This is a genomic window from Neorhizobium sp. DAR64872/K0K18 (assembly GCF_050500175.1).
In the GTDB taxonomy this organism is placed as follows: domain Bacteria; phylum Pseudomonadota; class Alphaproteobacteria; order Rhizobiales; family Rhizobiaceae; genus Neorhizobium; species Neorhizobium soli.
This window is the reverse complement of sequence record NZ_CP191446.1, coordinates 1,213,794-1,235,318: the sequence shown is the minus strand read 5'-3', so window position 1 is coordinate 1,235,318 and position 21,525 is coordinate 1,213,794. Positions and strand designations below refer to the sequence as shown.

Annotated in this window: 20 protein-coding genes; all 20 read right to left on the bottom strand. The window is 59.9% G+C overall.

Annotation, left to right across the window (positions count from 1 at the left end):
• Positions 1 to 32 precede the first annotated feature (32 nt).
• Positions 33 to 722, bottom strand: a complete 690-nt coding sequence (locus ACQY1P_RS11330) for an ABC transporter ATP-binding protein (RefSeq protein ID WP_062453220.1) — start codon at positions 720 to 722, stop codon at positions 33 to 35.
• A 6-nt stretch (positions 723 to 728) separates the two neighbouring features.
• Positions 729 to 2,036: a lipoprotein-releasing ABC transporter permease subunit gene (locus ACQY1P_RS11325; protein WP_062453221.1), complete on the bottom strand. Its 1,308-nt coding sequence runs from the start codon at positions 2,034 to 2,036 to the stop codon at positions 729 to 731.
• 107 nt (positions 2,037 to 2,143) lie between these two features.
• The gene (gene proS, locus ACQY1P_RS11320) at positions 2,144 to 3,466 is read right to left on the bottom strand and encodes a proline--tRNA ligase (RefSeq protein WP_430256414.1); all 1,323 of its coding nucleotides are present in this window, start codon (positions 3,464 to 3,466) and stop codon (positions 2,144 to 2,146) included.
• 531 nt (positions 3,467 to 3,997) lie between these two features.
• Positions 3,998 to 4,267, bottom strand: coding sequence for a DUF1467 family protein (locus ACQY1P_RS11315; RefSeq protein WP_113167090.1), 270 nt, complete (start codon positions 4,265 to 4,267; stop codon positions 3,998 to 4,000).
• 218 nt (positions 4,268 to 4,485) lie between these two features.
• On the bottom strand, positions 4,486 to 6,153 hold the full coding sequence (locus ACQY1P_RS11310) for a ribonuclease J (protein WP_062580016.1): 1,668 nt from the start codon (positions 6,151 to 6,153) through the stop codon (positions 4,486 to 4,488).
• Between the two features lie 8 nt (positions 6,154 to 6,161).
• Positions 6,162 to 6,932, bottom strand: a complete 771-nt coding sequence (locus ACQY1P_RS11305; RefSeq protein ID WP_430256413.1) for a biotin--[acetyl-CoA-carboxylase] ligase — start codon at positions 6,930 to 6,932, stop codon at positions 6,162 to 6,164.
• Positions 6,933 to 6,934: 2 nt separating this feature from the next.
• Positions 6,935 to 8,377: an NADH-quinone oxidoreductase subunit NuoN gene (gene nuoN / locus ACQY1P_RS11300; RefSeq protein ID WP_192076764.1), complete on the bottom strand. Its 1,443-nt coding sequence runs from the start codon at positions 8,375 to 8,377 to the stop codon at positions 6,935 to 6,937.
• A gap of 18 nt (positions 8,378 to 8,395) precedes the next feature.
• Complete coding sequence (locus tag ACQY1P_RS11295; protein ID WP_113111035.1) at positions 8,396 to 9,907, bottom strand: NADH-quinone oxidoreductase subunit M; 1,512 nt, start codon at positions 9,905 to 9,907, stop codon at positions 8,396 to 8,398.
• On the bottom strand, positions 9,907 to 11,907 hold the full coding sequence (nuoL, locus tag ACQY1P_RS11290; RefSeq protein ID WP_430256412.1) for an NADH-quinone oxidoreductase subunit L: 2,001 nt from the start codon (positions 11,905 to 11,907) through the stop codon (positions 9,907 to 9,909). The genes ACQY1P_RS11295 and nuoL overlap by 1 nt, the downstream gene beginning before the upstream one ends.
• 7 nt (positions 11,908 to 11,914) lie before the next feature.
• Complete coding sequence (gene nuoK / locus ACQY1P_RS11285; RefSeq protein WP_062453229.1) at positions 11,915 to 12,223, bottom strand: NADH-quinone oxidoreductase subunit NuoK; 309 nt, start codon at positions 12,221 to 12,223, stop codon at positions 11,915 to 11,917.
• Between the two features lie 27 nt (positions 12,224 to 12,250).
• Positions 12,251 to 12,865: an NADH-quinone oxidoreductase subunit J gene (locus ACQY1P_RS11280; RefSeq protein ID WP_092661988.1), complete on the bottom strand. Its 615-nt coding sequence runs from the start codon at positions 12,863 to 12,865 to the stop codon at positions 12,251 to 12,253.
• 139 nt (positions 12,866 to 13,004) lie between these two features.
• On the bottom strand, positions 13,005 to 13,493 hold the full coding sequence (nuoI, locus tag ACQY1P_RS11275) for an NADH-quinone oxidoreductase subunit NuoI (RefSeq protein ID WP_062580005.1): 489 nt from the start codon (positions 13,491 to 13,493) through the stop codon (positions 13,005 to 13,007).
• Between the two features lie 39 nt (positions 13,494 to 13,532).
• Positions 13,533 to 14,576, bottom strand: a complete 1,044-nt coding sequence (gene nuoH / locus ACQY1P_RS11270) for an NADH-quinone oxidoreductase subunit NuoH (protein WP_062454722.1) — start codon at positions 14,574 to 14,576, stop codon at positions 13,533 to 13,535.
• Between the two features lie 7 nt (positions 14,577 to 14,583).
• Positions 14,584 to 16,665 (bottom strand): NADH-quinone oxidoreductase subunit NuoG, encoded by a 2,082-nt coding sequence (gene nuoG, locus ACQY1P_RS11265; RefSeq protein ID WP_430256411.1) that lies wholly within the window; start codon positions 16,663 to 16,665, stop codon positions 14,584 to 14,586.
• Between the two features lie 56 nt (positions 16,666 to 16,721).
• Positions 16,722 to 16,883 (bottom strand): hypothetical protein, encoded by a 162-nt coding sequence (locus tag ACQY1P_RS11260; RefSeq protein WP_156466379.1) that lies wholly within the window; start codon positions 16,881 to 16,883, stop codon positions 16,722 to 16,724.
• 15 nt (positions 16,884 to 16,898) lie between these two features.
• Positions 16,899 to 18,203, bottom strand: a complete 1,305-nt coding sequence (nuoF, locus tag ACQY1P_RS11255) for an NADH-quinone oxidoreductase subunit NuoF (RefSeq protein ID WP_092661984.1) — start codon at positions 18,201 to 18,203, stop codon at positions 16,899 to 16,901.
• A gap of 91 nt (positions 18,204 to 18,294) precedes the next feature.
• Positions 18,295 to 19,227 (bottom strand): NADH-quinone oxidoreductase subunit NuoE, encoded by a 933-nt coding sequence (gene nuoE / locus ACQY1P_RS11250; protein WP_174195981.1) that lies wholly within the window; start codon positions 19,225 to 19,227, stop codon positions 18,295 to 18,297.
• A gap of 15 nt (positions 19,228 to 19,242) precedes the next feature.
• Positions 19,243 to 19,491 carry a hypothetical protein gene (locus ACQY1P_RS11245; RefSeq protein ID WP_062453234.1) on the bottom strand — a complete coding sequence of 83 codons (249 nt, stop codon included), beginning with the start codon at positions 19,489 to 19,491 and terminating at the stop codon, positions 19,243 to 19,245.
• Positions 19,491 to 20,681 carry an NADH-quinone oxidoreductase subunit D gene (locus ACQY1P_RS11240; RefSeq protein WP_062453235.1) on the bottom strand — a complete coding sequence of 397 codons (1,191 nt, stop codon included), beginning with the start codon at positions 20,679 to 20,681 and terminating at the stop codon, positions 19,491 to 19,493. Before ACQY1P_RS11240 ends, ACQY1P_RS11245 begins: the two co-directional genes overlap by 1 nt.
• A gap of 234 nt (positions 20,682 to 20,915) precedes the next feature.
• Entirely contained in the window at positions 20,916 to 21,518 is a 603-nt protein-coding gene (locus ACQY1P_RS11235) for an NADH-quinone oxidoreductase subunit C (RefSeq protein WP_062580253.1), read from the bottom strand.
• Between the last annotated feature and the right edge of the window lie 7 nt (positions 21,519 to 21,525).

Sequence of the window (21,525 nt, the reverse complement as noted above, 5' to 3'; positions counted from 1 at the left end):
TCAGGGGCACGCTTTGGGGATCAGTGCGTTCGCTAGAACTCAACGACTTTGCCGCCTTCGATCGTGACGCGACGATCCATGCGGGCAGCGAGATCATGATTGTGGGTGGCAATCAGTGCAGCAAGCCCTGACTGGCGCACCAGCGCCTCCAGCGCTTCGAACACGTAGGATGCCGTCTTCGGGTCGAGATTGCCGGTCGGTTCGTCGGCCAGCAAAAGGCGGGGCGCGTTGGCTACCGCACGGGCAATCGCCACGCGCTGCTGTTCGCCACCCGACAGTTCCGACGGGCGGTGTTCGCCGCGATGACCGATTCGCATGTAATCGAGAAGCTGGCCCGCGCGTTCGCGCGCTTCCCCCTTCGAAAGGCCGCCAATCAGCTGCGGCATCATGATGTTCTCGATCGCCGTGAATTCCGGCAGGAGATGGTGAAACTGGTAGACGAAGCCGATGTCGGAGCGACGGATCGAGGTGCGCTCTTCATCCGACAAACCGTTGCAGGCCCGACCGCCGATCGTCACATCGCCAGCGTCCGGATGTTCAAGCAGGCCTGCCAGATGCAAGAGCGTCGATTTGCCGGTACCGGACGGGGCGACGAGCGCCACGATCTCGCCGCTCACGAGCGAGAAGTCTGCCCCGTTGAGGATCGACAGGCTCGTCTCCCCCTGGCCGTAGTGACGTTCGACGCCTGAGAGATTGAGGACGGTTTTACGCGGGACAGCCATGGAGACCTATTCGTATCGGAGGGCCTGGACAGGATCGAGCTTCGAGGCTCTCCATGCCGGGAAAATGGTGGCGAAGAAGGACAGGACCAGCGCCATGATGACGACCGAGAAGGTCTCGCCAAAACTCATTTCGGCCGGAAGCTGGCTGAGGAAATAGAGCTCCGGATCAAACAGGATGGTGCCCGAGACCCAGGAGAAGAACTGTCGGATCGATTCGATGTTGAGGCAGACGATAACGCCGAGCGCGACGCCGGCAAACGTGCCAACGATGCCGATAGCAGCACCCGTCATGAAGAAGATCCGCATGATGGCGCCGGAACTCGCGCCCATCGTGCGCAGGATTGCGATATCGGAGCCCTTGTCCTTCACCAGCATGATCAGGCCCGAGATGATGTTCAGTGCCGCGACCAGCACGATCAGCGTCAGGATCATGAACATCACGTTGCGTTCAACCTGAAGCGCCGAGAAGAAGGTCTGGTTGCGCTGACGCCAGTCGGTGATGAAAATCTGGCGACCGGCAGCCTGCTCCACCAGCGGACGCATGTCCTCGACATTGTCGGGGTGATCAATGAACAGTTCGATCGACTGCACCAGCCCTTCGGCATTGAAATAGAGCTGCGATTCCTCAAGCGGCATGTAGATGATCGTCGCGTCGTATTCCGACATGCCGATCTCGAAAACGCCGGACACGGGATAGGATTTAACGCGCGGATTGACACCCATCGGTGTCACGTCGCCTTCGGGCGAAATCAGCGTGATCTGGTCGCCGGCCGAAATGCCGAGCTGCGAGGCAAGCCTGGAGCCGACAAGAACGCCCTGCCCCGACGCGAAGCCGACGATATCGCCCTGCTTGATATTACCAGCAACTTCCGTGACCTTCTCAAGGTCTTCCGGCCGTACGCCGCGCACAAGAGCGCCGGAACCGGCGCCACCCTTGCCGGATGCCAGCGTCTGCCCCTCGACAAGCGGCAGGGCCATCTTGACGCCGGGAACGGCAGCGAATTTCTTGGTCAGTTCGGCGTAATCGGTGAACGGCTGGTCGATCGGCTGGATCACCATGTGGCCGTTGATGCCGAGAATGCGGGAAATGAGCTCGGTGCGAAAGCCGTTCATGACCGCCATCACGATGATCAGTGTCGCGACGCCAAGCATGATGCCGACGAAAGAGAAGCCCGCGATGACCGAGATGAAGGCTTCCTTGCGGCGCGAGCGCAGGTAGCGCCAGGCGACCATTCGCTCGAACGACGAGAAAGCGCCAGCCCGCGGAGACTTGTCGACCTTCTCTGGTTCACCACTCGTCGCGATGCTCGCCATTCACGCTTCCTTACACATGGAGCGCGCGGGAGTCTTCCCGCGCTGCTGTATCAGATATGCCTGCCTAGCCTGTCGTCAGACTGGCCCGGCAAGACGTCGGTGTCCGATCATCCGGCGACGCGGTTGAGCGCCGCTTCGAGCGTCATGACGTCACGGGCTGCGGACTTGCGGTCCTTGACCTCGACCTCGCCGTTGGCGGCGGCGCGCGGACCGACAATCACCTGCACGGGTACGCCGATCAGATCCGCTGTCGCGAACTTGGTGCCGGCGCGCTCGTCGGTATCGTCATACAGCACGTCCTTGCCGGCCTTGGTGAGATTTGCATAAAGCTCTTCCGACATGCGGTCGCACGCTTCATCGCCGGGCTTCATGTTGATCACCACGACATCGAACGGCGCGACCGATGCAGGCCAGATGATTCCGTTATCGTCATGCGATGCTTCGATGATGGCGGGAACAAGGCGTGTCGGCCCGATGCCGTAGGATCCCATGTGGACAAGATGTTCCTTGCCATCAGGGCCCTGCACCTTTGCGCCCATCGGCTCGGAATATTTCGTGCCGAAATAGAAGATATGGCCGACTTCGATGCCGCGGGCAGAGAGGCGATCGGCATCCGGGATCTGATCGAAGGCTGATTCGTCGTGCATTTCGGACGTCGCGGCGTAGACCGATGTCCACTTGTCAAAGATCGCCTGCATGCCGGCGACATCGTCGAAATCGGTGTCTTCGCCGGGAATGTCGAAATTGACGAAGTCGCGGTGCGAGAAGACTTCCGACTCACCGGTTTCCGCAAGGATGATGAACTCGTGACTGTGGTTGCCACCGATCGGGCCGGTATCGGCACGCATCGGAATGGCGCGCAGGCCCAGCCGATCGAAGGTGCGCAGATAGGCCGCGAACATCTTGTTATACGAATGGACGGCGTCTTCCTTGTTGAGATCGAAGGAATAGGCATCCTTCATCAGGAATTCGCGCGAGCGCATGGTGCCGAAACGCGGGCGGATCTCGTCGCGGAACTTCAGCTGGATATGGTAGAGGTTGAGCGGCAGGCTCTTGTAGGACTTGACGTAGGACCGGAAGATATCCGTGATCATTTCCTCGTTGGTCGGTCCGTAGAGCATCGGCCGCTCCTGGCGGTCCTTGATGCGCAGCATTTCCTTGCCGTAGGCGTCGTAGCGACCGCTTTCCTGCCACAGCTCGGCCGACTGCAGCGTCGGCATCATCAGTTCGACGGCGCCAGCCCGGTTCTGTTCCTCGCGGACGATCTTGTTGACCTTGTCCAGCACGCGCTTGCCGAGCGGCAGCCAGGAATAGATGCCCTGGCTCTGCTGACGGATCATGCCCGCACGCAGCATCAGCCGGTGCGAGACGATTTCCGCTTCCTTGGGGTTTTCCTTCAGGATGGGCATAAAATAGCGGGACAGACGCATGGACGTTTCCGGTTTCCGAGGCGTTCCCCAGATAACAAGGGAATCGGCCGTTTCTTGGTTTAAACTTTGACGGCGTACATAGCCGTTCGAGGGCGCAAATGGAACCCATAGCGCACGCTGCGGAACAGCAGATTGCGCTTGCAACGACTGGAGCTCAACGGTTTGATGACAAGCCCTGCGACAAATTCGTCCACGGGAAATTTTTGCCAAACTGTGTCAAAAATGCAAAAAAATCGAGTGACAAAGCACATTCGTTGGGCTAGGTTCAGCTCACAAAAGAGGCAAGGAGTTCAAATTCTTGCCAGTTCGCGGTCAAGTCTTGGGAGGATCAGATCTCTGGCGCGCTCGTCGCAGCCCCGGTAACGGAATGAGTATCACGCGAAACTGAAAAACAAGGCTTAACCGCCTTGTTTTTTTTTGGCCTGCTCACAGGCCGGGCCGCTTCTGCAGAAATCCAGAACGAAAGCTGCATTTCGTCGCTGCTATGCCTGAAGAAAATGACAGCCGGATGACACGTCCGCCGGCAGCGCCCTACTCAAATGTCGGCATGAAGTTGGGAATGCTGTCGATCCCGAAGCCGAAATAGGTGGAGGCGAGATGGTAGGTGAGGTAGAGCGCCGCCGAGATCACGGTCGTCAACAAGATGACCCTGCCTCCGCGGAATCGAACGGGCGCACTTTCAACCGTCCCGATCATCACTTCCCCATCATCCTGCTGACTGCGATAGCCAAGCGGCAGGACGGCGAACAGAACCGTCCACCAGAGAATGAAATAGATCGCAGCGACGGTCAGCAATGGCATGATGTGTCTCCTCCGCACTACCTATAGAACAGGGGATGCCGGGCGCAAAGGACGAGGTTCGATATTTCCCGTCCGGCCAAGCTCTGCGAGATTGATTCCGCAGACGCAGCCAACATGCTGAAATGCTAACACATCTGCCCGGCCCCGAACCCTCTTGACGCTTACAGCGAGGAGAAGGTGTTGGAGGCCGCGGGCAGACTTGGTTTGGCGACGGCGCCTTAGACCTTGGAGACGAACACCGTCACGACCGGCTTCTTGCCCCAAGCCAGGTTGGCCGCGGAACGGACGGAGCGACGCACGGCTTCGCGCAGCATGTCGAGATCCTTGCGGCGGGCGCGCGGGATGCTTTCGATCGCATTGAGAACCGCGTCATAAAGCGTGTCCTCCATGTCCTCGCCCTCATAGTCGACCTCCGGCATGCCGAAGGCAACGACGTCGGGATCGCTCAGGAAGTCGAAGCGGCTGTCGAGCAGCACGTTGACCGAGACGTGACCGGCAAAGGAGAGCTTGCGGCGGTCGCCGATACCCATTTCCTCAAAGTCGCCGATCAGCTTGCCGTCCTTGAAGACACGGCCGTGCGGCGCGTCGTCGATCACCTGGGCGGGGCCCGGTGCAAGGCGCAGGATATTACCGTTGCGCACGCGCGGGATGTTTTTGATGCCGGCTGTGGCGCCAAGCGCTGCCTGGGCGGTGAGATGGGCTGCCTCGCCGTGCACAGGCACGAGGATTTCCGGCCGGGTCCACTCGTACATCTTCAGAAGTTCATTGCGGCGCGGGTGGCCGGAAACATGCACCAGCGCATCCGAGTCGGTGATGATCTTGATGCCCTGTTCGATCAGCGCGTTCTTGATCTCGATGATCGGCTTTTCGTTGCCCGGAATGGTGCGCGAGGAGAATACGACCGTATCGCCCGCAGCAAACGCGACGTTGCGCATCTCGTCGCGGGAGATCTTGGCAAGCGCTGCGCGCGATTCGCCCTGGCTGCCCGTCAGGATCACGACGACCTTGTCGCGCGGGATATAACCGAACTCGTCTTCGGAGATGAAGGGCTTGATGCCTTCCATGATGCCGAGGTCGCGGGCCACGGCGACGACTCGCTTCAGCGACGAGCCGAGCAGCAGAACTTCGCGGCCGGCGGCGTCGGCTGCTTCGGCGATCGAGCGGATGCGGCCGACATTCGACGAGAAGGTGGTGATTGCCACCCTGCCCGCAGCATTTTGGATGACCTGGCGCAGGCCTTCCGACACTTCTTCCTCTGAGGGCGAAACGCCTTCGCGCAGTGCGTTGGTGCTGTCGCACATCAGTGCGAGAACGCCCTCGTCGCCGATCGCGCGGAAACGGTTCTCATCGGTCAGGGGCCCTAGCGACGGCGCATGGTCGATCTTCCAGTCGCCGGTATGGACGACGTTGCCGAGCGGCGTGCGGATGACCAGCGACATCGGCTCTGGGATCGAGTGGTTGACGCCGACGGCTTCGATCTCGAACGGGCCGACATTGATGCGGTCGCCAGCCTTGAAGATGGTGATCGGGATTTCGGCGCGCGTGCCTTCGTAATTCCGCTTTGCTTCCAGCATGCCCGCGGTAAACGGCGAGGCGTAGACCGGCACGTTGAGGCCGGGCCACAGATCATTCATGGCGCCGTAATGATCCTCATGCGCGTGCGTGATGATCATCGCCTTGATGTTTTTCTTCTGGGCCGTCAGAAACCGGATATCGGGTAGGACAAGATCCACGCCCGGCAGGTCCGGACCTGGAAAAGTGACGCCGCAATCGACCATGATCCACTGCCGCTTGTCCGGCGTTCCGTAGCCGTAGAGAGCGAGGTTCATGCCGATCTCACCCACGCCGCCAAGCGGCAGGAACACCAGTTCGTCCTGTTTAGCCATTTTTATTGTTATTCCGTTCTTGCAAAAAATACATCGCCTGCTGCGATCGGCATCAAAGAGCCATGGCCGGTATCAAGCAGCAGAAATCCAGTGTCATCGATACCTGCGAATGTGCCGTTTAGCGAGCGCTCAGGTAGATTTACCGTAATTTTCTCACCAATTCCGCATGCGACGCGGCGCCATCTGTCGACGACTGTGGTAATACCCCGACCCTTGTCCCATTCCTCCAGAACTGTCGCCATCTCCCTGAAAAGATGTGCGAATACATCCTCTGGCGACGCAGAAGACCCTTGGTCGTGAAGACGGGTGACACCGTAGGGTGCGCTATCGGGCATGTGGCGAATATTGATGCCGATGCCGATCACGAGCGCCCGGTGGCCGCCGGGAAGCGCTTCGCTTTCAATGAGGATGCCGCAGGTTTTCTTGCGCCCGATCAGGATATCGTTCGGCCATTTGACCTCGAGCGGCTCTCCACCGGTCGGTAGAACGGCACGCAGGGCGGCATGAACAGCGACGGCGACGGCGAGCGGGAGGGACGCTAAACGCTCGGGAGGTGCCGGATCAATCAGCAGCAGTGAGGCATAGAGATTGCCCGGCTCTGACGTCCAGGCGCGGCCGCGGCGGCCACGGCCGTCTGTCTGGCGGGTAGCTGTCAACCACAACAAACCGGCTTCGCCCGCACGGGCGCGGGCGAGGCATTCTGTGTTGGTGGAGCCGACCTCGTTCAGCGCTTCATGACGAAACGCATTGAGCGATAGGCTTCGGCTCCTCAACGTCATCCTCAGAAGAACGACTTCGCAGCAGCGCTGGCGGCTGAGCCGATCGGTCCACCGATCAGCACATAGGCGACGACGAACAGGCCGGACAGGCCGAAGATCAGACGCAGTTCGCCGGAGACACGGGCGAACTGACCCTTCGGCTCATCAAACCACATCAGCTTGACGATGCGCAGGTAGTAGTAGGCGCCGACGACGGAAGAGAGCACGCCGATGATTGCCAGCGCATAGAGCTTAGCCTCGATCGCCGCCACGAACACGAAGTACTTGGCGAAGAAGCCTGCGAGCGGCGGAATGCCGGCCATCGAGAACATCAGCGCCGTCAGCACCAGCGCCATGAAGGGCTTGGTCGAGGAAAGACCTGCGAGATCTTCCACGGTTTCGACATAGGTACCGTCTTCGCGGCGCATCGCCATGATGCAGGCAAAGGTGCCGAGCGTCATCACCATGTAGATGGTCATGTAGAGCACGACGCCGGAGACGCCGGTCTCTGTGCCGGCAGAAAGGCCGACCAGTGCGTAGCCCATATGGCCGATCGAGGAATAGGCCATCAGGCGCTTGATGTTCTTCTGACCGATAGCCGCGAAGGAACCGAGCAGCATCGATGCGATCGCCACGAAGACGACGATCTGGCGCCAGTCGGAAAGGATCGGCAGAAAGGCTTCCGAGACGACACGAACCAGGATTGCCATGGCCGCAACCTTAGGCGCCGACGCGAAGAAGGCCGTCACCGGTGTCGGTGCACCTTCGTAAACGTCCGGCGTCCACATGTGGAACGGCACGGCGGAGATCTTGAAGCAGGCGCCGGCGAGGATGAAGACCATGCCGAAGATGAGGCCGAGGCCGCGCTCTTCAGACGACAGAACGGTCGCGATTTCGTCGAAGCCGGTATTGCCGGTGAAGCCGTAGACCAGCGACATGCCGTACAGCATCATGCCCGACGAAAGCGCGCCGAGGACGAAGTACTTGAGGCCGGCTTCGGTCGAGCGAAGGTTGTCGCGGCTGAAGGCGGCGACGACATAGAGCGCCAGCGACATCAGCTCGAGGCCGAGATAGAAGGCGAGCAGATCGTTGGCCGAGATCAGCACCATCATGCCGAGCGTCGCCAGAACCAGAAGGACCGGGAATTCGAACTTGTCGAGTTCCAGCGCCTTGGCCTGTCCCATCGACATAACCATGGCGGTGATCGATCCGATCAGTGCCAGGATCTTCATGAAGCGGGCGAACGTATCCGATACGAAGGCGCCGCCGAAGGCCTGACCGTCGCCGGTCATGAAGATCAGCATGGCGCCTACGACCGCCAGAAGGGCGATCGCAAGACCGGTGACCAGCGGAGCGGATTTCTCGCCGGAGAAGACGCCAATCATCAGAAGGGCGAGCGCGCCTACGGCCAGGATGACTTCCGGCAGGGCCAGACGCAGGCTTTGGCTCAAGAGTTCAGCGGTCATGTCCAGTTTCGTCCCGTCTCAGTGCACGTTGAGTGCAAGGTTCTTTGCTGCGGCCAAGGCTGCGGAGTAATTGTTCACCACGAGATCCACCGAGGCTGCGGTCGCGTTAAGGACCGGCATTGGATAGAAACCGTAGAAAATCGTGAGCGCGACCAGTGGGTAGAGCAGGAACTTCTCTCGCGTCGAAAGGTCGAGAAGTGCCTTCAGCTTTTCCTTTTCCAGTGCCCCGAAAATGACCCGGCGATAAAGCCAGAGCGCATAGGACGCGGAAAGGATGACGCCGGTGGCGGCAAACAGTGCCACCCAGGTATTGACCCGGAAGACGCCCATGATCGTCAGGAATTCGCCAACGAAGCCGGACGTTCCCGGAAGACCGACATTCGCCATGGTGAGGATCATGAAGGCGACGGCGTATTTCGGCATGTTGTTGACGAGACCACCGTAAGCCGAGATCTCGCGGGTATGGAGGCGGTCATAGACAACGCCGACGCAGAGGAAGAGCGCGCCGGAGACGATGCCGTGCGACAGCATCTGGAAGATCGCACCCTGAACGCCCTGCTGGTTAGCCGCAAAGATGCCCATCGTGACGTAGCCCATGTGGGCAACCGACGAATAGGCGATCAGCTTCTTGATGTCGTCCTGCATCATCGCCACCAGCGATGTGTAGATGATGGCGATTACGGACAGCGCAAACACCATCGGTGCGAAGTACTCCGACGCCAGCGGGAACATCTGCAGGAGGATACGGATCATGCCGTAGCCGCCGAGCTTCAGCATGACGCCAGCCAGGATGACCGAACCTGCGGTCGGAGCCTGAACGTGCGCATCCGGAAGCCAGGTGTGGACCGGCCACATCGGCATCTTGACCGCGAAGGCTGCAAAGCATGCGAGCCAGAGCCAGGTCTGGACGCCGGCCGGGAAGCCGAACTTCAGAAGCTCGGTCATATCGGTCGTGCCGGCCTGCCAGTACATGGCCATCACGGCCAGCATCATCAGAACCGAACCGAGAAGCGTGTAGAGGAACAGCTTGTAGGAGGCGTAGACGCGATCCTTGCCGCCCCAGACACCGATGATGATGAACATCGGGATCAGCGTCGCTTCGAAGAAGATATAGAACAGGACGATATCGAGGCCGACGAAGACGCCGGTCATGGCCACCTGCAGAAGCAGGAAGGCAATCATGTATTCCTTGATGCGCTTCTCGATCGCTTCCCAGCTGGCAAGCACGCAGAACGGCATCAGGAATGTCGTCAGGATGACGAACAGCATGGAAATGCCGTCGACGCCGAGATGATAGGAAATCCCTGTGCTCAGCCACTCATGCTTTTCCACCATCTGGAAGCCGGGGTTCGAATTGTCGAAACCGATCCAGATGAACAGAGAGACGATAAAGGTGACGACCGTCGTCAGGAGCGCGATGTTGAGCACGTTGCGGCGACCGTTCGCCCCCTCGCCGTTTGTCAGCACGAGGAGGAGAACGCCGACCAGCGGCAGGAAGGTGACCGTCGAGAGAATTGGCCAGTCGGTCATTACATTGAGCTCCCGAGCATCATCCATGTGACGAGGGCGGCGACGCCGATCAGCATCGCGAACGCGTAGTGATAAAGGTAACCGGACTGCAGCTTGACCACCCGGTCGGTGATATCGACCACGCGGGCGGCGACGCCGTTGGGGCCGTAGTTATCGATGACGGCGACGTCACCCTTCTTCCACAGGAAGCGGCCGAGAGCCTTGGCCGAACGGACGAAGAGGAAGTCGTAGAGTTCGTCGAAATACCACTTGTTGAGCAGGAACTGGTAGAGGCCCTGCTGCGAAGCGGCGAGACGCTTGGGCGTCTCCGGGGACTTGATGTAGAAATACCAGGCGGTGACAAGTCCGATCAGCATGGCGATGAACGGCGACAGAGCGACCAGTGCGGGCACGTGGTGGAACTCGTGCAGCAGTTCGTTCTGCTCTGATGTGAACAGGGCGCCCTTCCAGAAGGCGTCGTAGTCGTGGCCGTAGAAGAATTCCTTGAACACGACACCTGCAAGAACCGCGCCGGCTGCCAGGATATAGAGCGGCACCAGCATGACGTTGGGGCTCTCATGGACGTGATGCATCACTTCATGGCTCGCGCGCGGCTTGCCGAAGAAGGTGAGGAAGATCAGGCGCCAGGAGTAGAAGCTCGTGAACATCGCGGCAATGACCAGCAGCGTGAAGGCAAAGCCTGCAACTGGCGAATGGGATGCGTAGGTCGCCTCGATGATGAAGTCCTTCGAGAAGAAGCCTGCAAAACCGATCGGCGTGAACGGAATGCCGACGCCGGTGATGGCAAGCGTGCCGATCAGCATCATCGCGAAGGTGAGCTTGATGTGGGAGCGGAGACCGCCCATGTGGCGCATGTCCTGTTCGCCATCGACGGCATGGATGACCGAGCCGGCGCAGAGGAACAGGAGAGCCTTGAAGAAGGCGTGCGTGAACAGGTGGAATACGGCAGCACCATAAGCGCCCACGCCGAGCGCCACGAACATGTAGCCGAGCTGCGAACAGGTCGAATAGGCGATGACGCGCTTGATGTCGTTCTGTACGAGGCCGACGGTTGCCGCGAAGAAGGCGGTGATCGCGCCGATGATGGTGACGATGGTCAGCGCATCTGGCGACAGTTCGAACACCGGCGACATGCGGGCGACGAGGAAGACGCCGGCGGTGACCATGGTTGCTGCGTGAATGAGCGCCGAGACCGGGGTCGGGCCTTCCATCGCGTCCGGCAGCCAGGTGTGCAGCAGGAACTGCGCCGACTTGCCCATGGCGCCCATGAACAGAAGCAGGCAGACGACGGTAAGTGCTGTCGCCCGTGTCAGTTCCATGCCGAAGATGTTGGCAACGACCTGCGTCGCTTCCGGTGCACCTTCAGCCGGCAGATAGTTGGCAGCAGCCGCAAAGATCGTTTCAAAGCTGATCGAGCCGAACAGAACGAACAGACCGGCGATGCCGAGGATGAAGCCGAAGTCGCCGACGCGGTTGACGATGAACGCCTTCATGGCCGCAGCCGAAGCGGACGGCTTCTTGTACCAAAAGCCGATCAGAAGATAGGACGCGAGACCCACGCCTTCCCAGCCGAAGAACATCTGGGCCAGGTTGTCGGACGTGATCAGCATCAACATCGCAAAGGTGAACAGCGACAGGTAGGCGAAGAACCGCGGGCGATGCGGATCGTGGTGCATGTAGCCGATCGAGTAGATGTGCACGAGCGTCGACACGGAGTTGACGACGACGAACATGATCGCGCTCAGCGTATCGATGCGGAACGACCACTCTACGTCGATGCCGCCGGACTGCATCCACTGCATTACCGGAACCTTGATGACTTCGCCGGCTTCGCCGTGGTGAAGGGCCACGTTGAAGAAGACGATCCAGGAGAGGATCGCCGCGATGATCATCAGACCGCTGGTGACGTATTCGGAAGCCTTGGCGCCGATCTGGCGGCCGAACAGGCCGGCGATCAGGAAGCCGATCAGGGGAAGAAAGACGATTGCCTTGTAGATCATGACCCGATCAGCCCTTCATCATATTGACGTCTTCGACCGCGATCGAGCCGCGGTTGCGGTAGAAGACGACGAGAATTGCAAGACCGATGGCGGCTTCCGCAGCAGCGACGGTCAGAATGAACAGTGCGAAGACCTGGCCGACGATGTCGTTCAGGAAGGATGAGAAGGCCACCATGTTGAGGTTGACCGCGAGCAGGATCAGCTCGACCGACATCAGGATGATGATGACGTTCTTGCGGTTCAGGAAGATGCCGAACACGCCGAGCGTGAACAGGATGGCGCTGACCGTCAGATAGTGGGAAAGACCGATTTCCATGTTTGTTGTTCCTTGTTCCCGCTACCTTCAGAGACCCTGGCCGGACTTGACCTTGACCACCTCGACGGCGGTTTCGGGCGTGCGTGCGACCTGTCTCGAAATATCCTGACGCTTGACGTTGGTGCGATGGCGCAGCGTCAGCACGATGGCGCCGATCATTGCGACCAGAAGCACCATGCCGGCGAGCTGGAAGAAATAGACGTAATTCGTATAGAGCACATCGCCGAGAGCAGCCGTGTTGGTGCGCACGGCTGGGTTCGGGATCGGCATCGTGATGGAACTCGCCGCCTCCGGTGCCAGCACCGAGCCGCCGATCACGACGATCAGTTCAGCCGCAAGGATCAGCCCGATAACGATGCCGATCGGCGCGTATTGAAGAATACCGGAGCGCAGTTCGGCAAAGTCGATGTCGAGCATCATCACGACGAACAGGAACAGAACCGCGACCGCGCCGATATAAACGACGAGCAGGATCATCGCCAGGAACTCGGCCCCGGTCAGCAGGAACAGGCCCGCCGAATTGAAGAAGGTGAGGATGAGGAAGAGCACCGAATGGACCGGGTTCTTGGCCGAGATGACCATGAACGCCGACGCCACCGCGATGAACGCGAAGATGTAGAAAAAGATAGCCTGCAGACCCATCGTGGTGCCTTTTCGTTCCTCATCGGGCGGCGCTTCCAAAAAGCCCCCTGCCCGTCAGAACCCGGCGCTTCGAACGCACCGAGATTAAATGACCAATGCTTGCCCGGCGCCCGATGAGAGCGACGGCATGCTCGCCCCGTTACCGGTAGGGCGAGTCGATCCCGATGTTGCGCGCGATTTCACGCTCCCAACGATCGCCGTTTTCGAGAAGACGTGCCTTGTCGAAATACAGTTCTTCGCGGGTTTCCGTCGAGAATTCGAAATTCGGACCTTCGACGATCGCATCGACCGGGCAGGCTTCCTGGCAGAAGCCGCAGTAGATGCACTTCACCATGTCGATATCGTAACGCACCGTGCGGCGCGTGCCGTCGTTGCGGCGCGGGCCGGCTTCGATGGTGATCGCCTGGGCGGGACAGATCGCCTCGCACAGCTTGCAGGCGATGCAACGCTCTTCGCCGTTCGGATAGCGGCGCAGTGCATGTTCGCCACGGAAGCGCGGCGAGACCGGGCCCTTTTCGAACGGGTAGTTGATCGTCGCCTTCTGCTTGAAGAAATACCTCATCGACAGGAAGAAGGCGCCGACGAATTCCTTCAGGAACAGCGAGTTGATAGCCTGGGCAATAGCCATCTTATTCTCCAATGATGCCGAGTGACGAACGAGCCATGATCATGCCCATCCCATCAGTTTCAGCACGAATGCAACGATCACGACCATGGCGAGCGACAGAGGCAGAAACACCTTCCAGCCGAGACGCATGAGTTGGTCGTAGCGATAGCGCGGTACGAAGGCCTTCACCATAGCGAACATGAAGAAGACCATGGAGCCTTTCAGCATGAACCAGATGATGCCGGGAACCCAGTTGAGGAACCAGACGTCTACCGGCGGCAGCCAGCCTCCGAGGAAAAGAATAGTGGTCAGCGAGCACATCATCAGGATGGCGGCGTATTCGCCGAGCATCAGCATCATGTATGGCGCTGACGAATACTCGACCATGTAACCGGCGACAAGTTCGGATTCCGCTTCCGGCAAATCGAACGGGGGACGGTTGGTTTCTGCCAAGGCCGAGATGAAGAAGATCACGAACATCGGGAACAGCGCCAGCCAGTGCCAGTCGAGGAACGAGGCCGGCAGACCCATCATCGTGCCGAGACCATCATGCTGCGCATTGACGATGTCGGTCAGGTTGAGCGAACCGACGCAGAGCAGGACCGAGACGATGACGAAGCCGATCGAGACTTCATAAGACACCATCTGCGCCGCGGAGCGAAGTGCACCGAGGAACGGGTATTTCGAGTTCGATGCCCAGCCGGCCATGATGATGCCGTAGACTTCGAGCGACGAGATCGCGAAGACGTAGAGGATACCGACATTGATGTTGGCGATAACCCAGTTCTGGCTGAACGGAATGACCGCCCATGTCGCGAGTGCCAGCGTCACCGAAATCAGCGGCGCCAGAAGAAAGACGCCTTTATTGGCGCCAGCCGGAATGATCGGCTCCTTCAGGATGAACTTCAGAAGGTCGGCGAAGGACTGGAACAGACCGAACGGACCAACGACGTTCGGACCACGGCGCAGCTGAACGGCCGCCCAGATCTTGCGGTCGGCGAGAAGGATATAGGCAATGAAGACCAGAAGGCAGACCAGGAGCAGAAGAGACTGCCCAACCATGATCAGTGCCGGCCAAACGTAGGTCCAGAAGAACGAATCCATGTTCATATTACTCCGCCGCAACCTGGAAATTGTTGCGGGCCAGTGCCGAGCACTCCGCCATGACGGCAGATGCGCGGGCGATCGGGTTGGTCAGATAGAAATCCTTGATCGGGGTCGTGAAGCCGCCCTTGGAAAGCTCACCGGATTTCAGGCCGAGGGTGGCGATGTCGTTGACCGAGCCGGTCGCGATCTCGTCGAGATCCGCAAAATGCGGGTGATCCGCATAGAGCTTCGCACGCAGACCATAAAGCGAATCGAACGGCAGCTTCTTGCCAAGCACATCGGACAGGGCGCGGATGATTGCCCAATCCTCGCGGGCTTCACCCGGCGCGAAGCCGGCACGGTTGCCCATCTGAACGCGGCCTTCGGTGTTGACCCAGGTGCCGGACTTTTCCGTGTAGGTCGCTGCCGGGAGAATGACGTCGGCGGTATGCGCGCCGTTGTCGCCGTGGCTGCCGATATAGACCGTGAACTTGGCGTATTTCGTCGAGAACTCCATCTCGTCGGCGCCAAGCAGGAAGAGAACGTCCATCGACTTCAGCATGGTTGCGGCATTGGCACCCTTGGCACCCGGCACGAAGCCGAGATCGAGGCCACCGACGCGCGATGCTGCCGTGTGCAGGACGCCGAAACCGTTCCACTCGTCCGTCAGCGCGCCAATGGAACCGGCGAGCTTTGCTGCTGCCTGGAGAATGGCAAGGCCATCAGGACGGGAAAGAGCCCCCTGCCCTACGATGATCATCGGGTTCTTCACACCGCGCAGCTTTTCGGCAAAGCTGTTGCTGCCCGACGAAAGCTCGGCAAGCGAGTCCGGGCCGGCGCCGAGATAATCATAGGCGTAGCGGAGTTCGCTTACTTCGCCGATCACGCCGATCGGGAAGTTGCCGCGACGGAAACGCTTGCGAATGCGGGCGTTTAGAACCGAAGCTTCATAGCGCGGGTTGGCGCCGATCAGGAGCAAGCCACCGGCCTGTTCGATGCCTTCGATGGTCGGGTTGAAGATGTAGCTGCCGCGACCAAGCGACGGATCGAGCGCCGTCCCGTCCTGGCGACAATCGAGGTTTTCCGAACCGAGCGAGTTCATCAGCGACTTCAGCGCGTACATTTCCTCGACCGAAGCCAGATCGCCGGCAATTGCGCCGATCTTGTCGCCTGATGTCGCGGAAACAGCGGTCTTGATCGCTGCGAAGGCTTCGGCCCAGCTTGCAGCCTGCAGACGGCCGTCCTTGCGGACATAAGGGCGATCGAGGCGCTGGGTTTTCAGACCGTCCCAGATGAAGCGGGTCTTGTCCGAGATCCACTCTTCGTTCACCTGCTCGTTGACGCGCGGCATGATGCGCATCACTTCGCGGCCGCGGGTGTCGACGCGGATTGCGGAGCCGACGGCATCCATGACGTCGATCGATTCGGTCTTGTTCAGTTCCCAAGGACGGGCCGTGAAGGCGAACGGCTTGGAGGTGAGCGCACCGACGGGGCAGAGATCGACAACGTTGCCCTGAAGCTCCGAGGTCATCGCGTGCTCGAGATAGGTCGTGATTTCGGCATCTTCACCGCGGCCGATAAGACCAAGCTCAGAAATGCCGCCGACTTCGGTCGTGAAGCGGACGCAGCGCGTGCAGTGAATGCAGCGGTTCATCACGGTCTTGACGAGCGGGCCGATATACTTGTCTTCGACGGCGCGCTTGTTTTCGGTGTAGCGCGAGCTATCGATGCCGAAGGCCATCGCCTGGTCCTGCAGGTCGCATTCGCCACCCTGGTCGCAGATCGGGCAATCCAGCGGATGGTTGATCAGCAGGAATTCCATCACGCCTTCGCGGGCCTTCTTGACCATCGGCGTGTTGGTGAAGACTTCCGGCAGTTCGCCATTCGGGCCGCCGCGAATATCGCGCACGCCCATCGCGCAGGATGCCGCCGGCTTTGGCGGGCCACCCTTTACCTCGATCAGGCACATGCGACAGTTGCCTGCCACGGACAGACGCTCGTGGAAACAAAAGCGCGGGATTTCGGCGCCGGCTTCCTCACACGCCTGAAGCAGCGTGAAATGATCCGGGACTTCGATTTCCTTGCCGTCTACCTTCAGCTTCGTCATCGTCTTAACTACGTCCTCAGTTCATCCATCAGCCGTCTCGCCGAGGGACACATTCCTTACTTCAACAGCGCCCGCGCCTGGCCGACCCAGTCGTCCCGCGAAATGCGCCCATCGAAACCCAAGTCGTCTTCGAACCGGGCAATATCTGTTTCGGACCAAGCGGCGATCGCGGCAAGCCCGCCAACACCTTTGTCCTTCGAATTCTTTTCAACCTTCAAGCAGATGCCGTCCGGTTACTCCGCTGCTTCCAGAACTGCGCCGTGTGAGGTCGAGTCCTTCGTGTACTGGTCGATACGCGCCTCGATTTCGGGGCGGAAATTGCGGATCAGGCCCTGGACCGGCCAAGCGGCCGCGTCGCCGAGCGCACAGATCGTGTGGCCTTCGATCTGCTTTGATACCTGGAAGAGCATGTCGATTTCGCGCTTCTGCGCGTTGCCGCGCACCATGCGCTCGAGAACGCGCATCATCCAGCCCGTGCCTTCGCGGCACGGCGTGCACTGGCCGCAGCTCTCGTGCTTGAAGAAGGCTGCGATGCGCCAGATCGCCTTGATGACGTCGGTCGACTTGTCCATGACGATCATGCCGCCCGTGCCGAACGACGATTTCACGTCGCGCATGCCGTCAAAGTCCATGATGGCATCGGCCATGTCTTCGCCGCGAACGATCGGGCAGGACGCGCCGCCGGGAATGACGCCGAGAAGGTTATCCCAACCGCCGCGGATACCGCCGCAATGATGCTCGATGATCTCGCGGAACGACAGACCCATCGCCTCTTCAAAGGTGCAGGGCTTGTTGACGTGACCAGACACCATGAACAGCTTGGTGCCGACATTGTTCGGACGACCGATCGACGAGAACCACGAGGCTCCGCGGCGCAGAATGGTCGGCGCAACAGCGATCGATTCGACGTTGTTGACGGTCGTCGGGCAGCCGTAGAGACCCATATTGGCCGGGAACGGAGGCTTCAGGCGCGGCTGGCCCTTCTTGCCTTCCAGGCTTTCGAGCAGCGCCGTCTCTTCGCCGCAGATATAGGCACCGGCGCCGTGATGGACGTAGATGTCGAAATCCCAGCCGTTCTTGTTGTTCACACCGAGAAGACCGGCGGCATAGCATTCGTCGATCGCCGCCTGCAGGTCTTCACGTTCGCGCATATATTCGCCGCGGACATAGATGTAGGCGGTGTGCGCATTCATGGCGAAACCGGCAATCACGCAGCCTTCGATCAGCGTATGCGGATCGTTGCGCATAATTTCGCGGTCCTTGCAGGTGCCAGGCTCCGATTCGTCGGCATTGACGACGAGGTAGTGCGGGCGACCATCCGATTCCTTCGGCATGAAGGACCACTTGAGGCCGGTCGGGAAGCCTGCGCCACCACGACCGCGAAGACCGGAGGCCTTCATCTCGTTGATGATCCAGTCCCGGCCCTTCTCGATGATGATCTTCGTACCATCCCAGTGGCCACGGCTCATCGCGCCCTTCAAGGACTTGTCCTTGAGACCGTAGATATTGGTGAAAATTCGATCCTGGTCTTGCAACATGATCTATCTACCTACTCGACCGACTTTATCACATCGGATGTCATCATCAGCATGCCCGTAGTGACGGACCGAAACTTTGCCGCGCCCATCATCAGGAGCTTTCCCCTTCAGGCTTCGGCTTGCGGCTACGCTTCGGCTTCGTCTCGCCCGAGGGAACGCCGAGCTCTGCCGGAGCGCCTTCGGCCTTGCTCCCGGTCGCTGCTGGCGCCGTCTCGGTTGTCGTCGGCGAACCTTCGCCCTTTTCAGCAACCTTGACGTTCTCGGCAGCAGCCTTCGGTGCCGTGACCGGCGTCTTCAGCGACTTGTCGGTCTCAGGCGCCGTATCCTTCGGACGACCGGCATTTGCTGGCGGCACGGATGCGCCTTCGGTCACAGCCTGTGGCTGCGGCTCGAGATTGGTGCGGACCGGCTTGATATCGTCGACCAGCGTGATCGGAGCACCGATCGGTGCCGACTCATGACGGTCGATCTGCGGACCGGTCTTGACCTCGGCGCCCTTGCCTGCCTCGAACGTGTCGATGATTTCTTCAAGACGCTCGGGTGTCAGGTCCTCGTAGGCATCCTTGAAGATGATCACCATCGGTGCGTTGACGCAGGCGCCCTGACACTCGACCTCTTCCCAGGACAGCGTGCCGGTCGCATTCAGATGCAGCGGATCGTGGTGGATCTTCTTCTGACAGACCTTGATCAGGTCTTCCGAGCCGCGAAGCATGCAAGGCGTCGTGCCGCAGACCTGGATATGCGCACGGGTGCCGATCGGCTTCAGCTGGAACTGGGTATAGAAGGTCGCGACTTCGAGAACGCGGATATAGGCCATGTCGAGCTTGGCGGCGATATGCTCGATGGCGGAACGGGTGACCCAGCCATCCTGCTCCTGCGCACGCATCAACAACGGAATGACGGCCGACTGCTGCCGGCCTTCCGGGTATTTCCTGATCGTTGCCTCTGCCCAGACCGCATTCTCCTCGTTGAAGGAGAAGTTTGCCGGCTGGAACTGTTCTTCGGCTAGTCGACGAACGGACATGCTTTCAACGCCTTATCAGTTTATGACCCCGCACCGCGATCTCGTGAGTGTCACGAATTCGCAGGCATAGGCCGTCTTGTCTTTCTGCATGAACACGATCAGCTTCGTGCCGTTGAGTACGGATGTCTTGATCTCGTATCCCTCGGACAGGAGCGTAGCCATCGACGCCGAACCGCCGCTGACACTCGACAGCGCCTCCTGCGCCTGCGAGACCGCAGGAGCAGAGAGCACGAGAGCAGCGGCTGCGACGGCGCGAAGCTTCATCAGCGGTCAACCTCACCGAACACGATGTCCAGAGAACCGAGCACCGCGGACACGTCCGCCAGCTGGTGTCCGCGACAGATGAAGTCCATCGCCTGGAGATGTGCATAACCCGGAGCGCGGATCTTGCAGCGGTAGGGCTTGTTGGTGCCGTCGGCGACCAGGAACACGCCGAACTCGCCCTTGGGCGCTTCGACGGCCGCGTAAACTTCGCCGGCCGGAACGTGGTAGCCTTCGGTGTAGAGCTTAAAGTGGTGGATCAGCGCTTCCATCGAACGCTTCATCTCGCCACGCTTCGGCGGCACGACCTTGCCGTCGGTCGAAGACACCGGGCCGGTCTTTGCGTCGCTGAGCAGACGATTGACGCACTGCTTCATGATCTTGCAGGATTCGCGCATCTCGATCATGCGGATCAGGTAGCGGTCGTAGCAATCGCCGTTCTTGCCGATCGGAATATCGAAGTCGAGGTCGGCGTAGCATTCGTAAGGCTGCGACTTGCGCAGATCCCATGCCGCGCCCGAACCGCGGACCATGACGCCGGAGAAGCCCCAGGCCCATGCGTCGTCGAGGCTCACAACGCCGATATCGACGTTGCGCTGCTTGAAAATACGGTTGCCGGTCAGAAGGTCGTCGATATCGTCGAGCTTTGCCGGGAACTCGTCGCACCACTGGCCGATGTCTTCGACCAGTTCCACCGGCAGGTCCTGATGAACGCCACCCGGACGGAAATAGGCGGCATGCATGCGGGCGCCGCAGGCGCGCTCATAGAACACCATCAGCTTTTCGCGTTCTTCGAAGCCCCAGAGCGGCGGCGTCAGTGCGCCGACGTCCATGGCCTGAGTGGTCACGTTCAGAAGATGCGAGAGGATACGGCCGATTTCCGAATAGAGAACGCGGATCAGCTGACCGCGGATCGGGATCTCGAGGCCGAGCAGCTTTTCGACCGCGAGCGAATAGGCATGCTCCTGGTTCATCGGCGCGACGTAATCGAGCCGGTCGAAATAGGGCAAGGCCTGCAGATAGGTCTTGGTCTCGATCAGCTTTTCGGTGCCGCGATGCAGGAGGCCGATATGCGGATCGACACGCTCGACGATTTCGCCATCCAGTTCCAGCACCAGACGCAGAACGCCGTGGGCAGCCGGATGCTGCGGACCGAAGTTGATATTGAAGTTCCGGACGTTGTGTTCCGTCATTTCAGCGCTCCGCGCTTTGGAAAATGGGCAACCGCCCGAAATTCTGCTTCATCGTCATGTCAATCAATTCAGACGAACGCCGACCCAGTAGGAACCGATCTTTCAGGGAGTGCAACCATGTTGCTGTCCTCTCCTGATATTTTAGACCGATATCACATTACCGCGTCTAATCGACCCGCCTGCCCGCTCCCTCAACCAAGTCCACCCAACCCGGCAATTACCAAATCAACCGCGTCAGGTCTTCGCTTTCTCGTCACCGGGAAGAACGTAATCCGTCCCCTCCCAAGGCGACAGGAAATCGAAGTTGCGGAATTCCTGCCGGAGCTCGACCGGTTCGTAGACGACGCGCTTGACGCTGTCGTCGTAGCGAACCTCGACGAAGCCGGTCGTCGGGAAGTCCTTGCGGAGCGGATGCCCCTCGAAACCGTAATCGGTCAGGATCCGGCGAAGATCCGGGTGACCGGTAAACAGGATGCCGTAGAGATCCCATGCCTCACGTTCGAACCAGTCGGCGCCCGGGTAGACCGAGAATGCCGAAGGAACCGGTTCGTCCTCGCCCGTTGCAACCTTGATCCGGATACGCAGGTTCCGGTGCGGCGACAGCAGGTGATAGACCACATCAAAACGCTTCGCACGGGCCGGATAATCGACGCCGCAGATATCGATGAAGCTGATGAAACGGCATTTCGGATCATCGCGGAGGAAGGTCAGAAGCTCGATGATGTTGTCGCTGGTGGCGATCAGGTTCAGTTCGCCATAGGACATCACCGCGTCTTCGACCAGCGTCGAGCGCGATTCGCGAATGTAGGTCGAAAGCTCGCTCAGGGTCTCGGTCATCATATCC